The 2057-nt window shown below is 65.8% G+C and carries 3 protein-coding genes; all 3 read left to right on the top strand.

What is annotated here, in order from left to right; all coding sequences use genetic code 11:
• On the top strand, positions 1-781 hold a 781-nt coding region (locus tag EN964_RS32755; protein ID WP_164776245.1), incomplete at its 5' end, for a hemin ABC transporter substrate-binding protein.
• An 11-nt stretch (positions 782-792) separates the two neighbouring features.
• On the top strand, positions 793-1890 hold the full coding sequence (locus EN964_RS32750; RefSeq protein ID WP_127267526.1) for an iron ABC transporter permease: 1098 nt from the start codon (positions 793-795) through the stop codon (positions 1888-1890).
• Positions 1891-1896: 6 nt separating this feature from the next.
• Positions 1897-2057: ATP-binding cassette domain-containing protein (locus EN964_RS32745; protein WP_127277315.1), on the top strand; the 161-nt coding region annotated here is incomplete at its 3' end.

Here is a 2057-nt window from a genome sequence, read left to right as displayed (position 1 = left end):
TTCGAAAATCGTGGCCGTTGGCGGCTCGATCACCGAGATCGTCTATGCGCTCGGCGAGGAAAAGCATCTGGTGGCTCGCGATTCCACCAGCCGGTACCCAAAGGCGGCGCTTGAGCTGCCCGATGTCGGCTATATGCGTGCGCTGTCACCGGAAGGCGTGCTCTCGGTCAACCCGACCGGCATCCTGGCGTTGCATGGCAGCGGTCCCAAGGAAGCCGTCGACGTCTTGAAGAAGACGAGCGTCCCGTTCATCGAAGTGCCCGAGCACTATAGCCACGAAGGCATCCTCGAAAAGGTCCGTATCGTCGGCAAGGCGCTCGGCGTCGACGCCAAGGCAGAGGTGCTCGCCGGGGAGCTCGATGCCAAGCTCACGGCCGCCGAAGGGCAAACGACGTCGATCAAGGAACGCAAGCGCATCCTGTTCGTGCTGTCGATACAGGGCGGCAAGATCCTGGCGGCCGGCAGCGAGACCGCGGCGGACGGTATGGTCAAGCTGGCTGGCGGCGTCAACGCGGTCGAGGGCTTCTCCGGCTACAAGCAAATGTCCGACGAGGCGATCATAACCGCCAGACCGGACGTGATCCTGATGATGAGCAATGCCGGGCCTCCGGTCTCGGATGACGAACTGTTCGGCAATCCGTCGATCGCCTCGACGCCGGCCGGAAAGGCGCGCAAGCTGATCCGCATCGACGGTGCCTATCTGCTCGGCTTCGGGCCACGCACGGCCGATGCCATCCACGACCTCGCTGTCTCGCTTTATGGCGGGCAGGTCACGGACTGAACGGGCGGATCATGGTCGATCAATCGATCGCCGGCCCGGTGATGGCAAGCGTATCCGAAGGCGACAGGTCGGGCCGCGCCCGCATCGTCATTCTGCTGCTGTGCCTGGGGCTCGCGGCTGCCGTTTTTCTGTCGCTGACATCGGGGGCTTCGGACGCTTCGGCCGTCAACGTCATCGGGGGCTGGCTGTTCGGCACAGTGCCTGATGACGCCGCAGTGAGCGCCCGCGACAGCCTGATCGTCTATGACATCCGCCTGCCGCGCATCATCCTCGGCATGCTGGTCGGCGCGGCGCTCGCGGTCTCCGGCGCGGTCATGCAGGGACTGTTCCGCAATCCGCTGGCCGACCCCGGCCTGATCGGCGTCTCGGCCGGCTCCAGCCTCGGCGCGGTTGCCGTCATCGTGCTCGGCGCCACGATATTGGCTCCGGTGACCGCCTTGCTCGGCACGCTTGCACTGCCGCTGGCGGCCTTCTGTGGCGGGCTCGCCACCACGCTGGTGCTTTACCAGGTCGCGACGCGGCGGGGGCAAACCTCGGTTGCCACAATGCTGCTTGCCGGCATCGCGCTGGCGGCGCTCGCCATGGCGCTGACCGGCATTCTTATCTTCATGGCCGACGATCGCCAGTTGCGCGACCTGACCTTCTGGCAACTCGGATCGCTCGGCGGCGCAACCTGGGCGAAGATCGCGTCGGTAGGGCCGATCATCGTGCTGGCGCTGGCGGCGATGCCGTTCCTGGCACGCGGCCTCAACGCGCTGGCGCTTGGCGAGGCGACCGCCGGTCATCTCGGCATTCCGGTGCAGCGGCTGAAATACACGGCCATCGTCGGCGTCTCTGCCGCGGTCGGCGCATCCGTCGCCGTCAGCGGCGGCATCGGCTTCGTCGGCATCGTGGTACCGCATCTGCTGCGCCTGCTGATTGGTCCGGACAATCGCTATCTGCTGCCGGCGTCGGCGCTGCTCGGTGCCTCGCTGCTGCTTCTGGCCGACGCGGTCGCACGCACCATCGTTGCGCCGGCCGAACTGCCGATAGGCATCGTCACCGCGATAGCGGGCGCGCCGTTTTTCCTTTGGATCCTGCTGCGCAAGCGCGGCGTGGTTGATTTGTGAGGCTTGATGATCGAGGCCAAGGATGTTTCGGTTGATATCGCCGGCAAGCCTATCGTCAGCGGTATCGATTTCCACGCGCGGCCCGGCGAGATCGCCGCCATCGTCGGCCCCAATGGTTCGGGCAAGACGACCTTCCTCAAAGCGCTTTCCGGCGAACTCGCCTACAC

It is taken from the genome of Mesorhizobium sp. M7A.F.Ca.CA.001.10.2.1 (assembly GCF_003998575.1).
Taxonomy (GTDB): domain Bacteria; phylum Pseudomonadota; class Alphaproteobacteria; order Rhizobiales; family Rhizobiaceae; genus Mesorhizobium.
This window is presented reverse-complemented; position numbering and strand designations above follow the sequence as displayed.

Excerpts from the sequence above, each read along its gene's own strand:
- EN964_RS32750 (WP_127267526.1), top strand. The coding sequence starts at position 793 with ATGGTCGATCAATCGATCGCCGGCCCGGTGATGGCAAGCGTATCCGAA.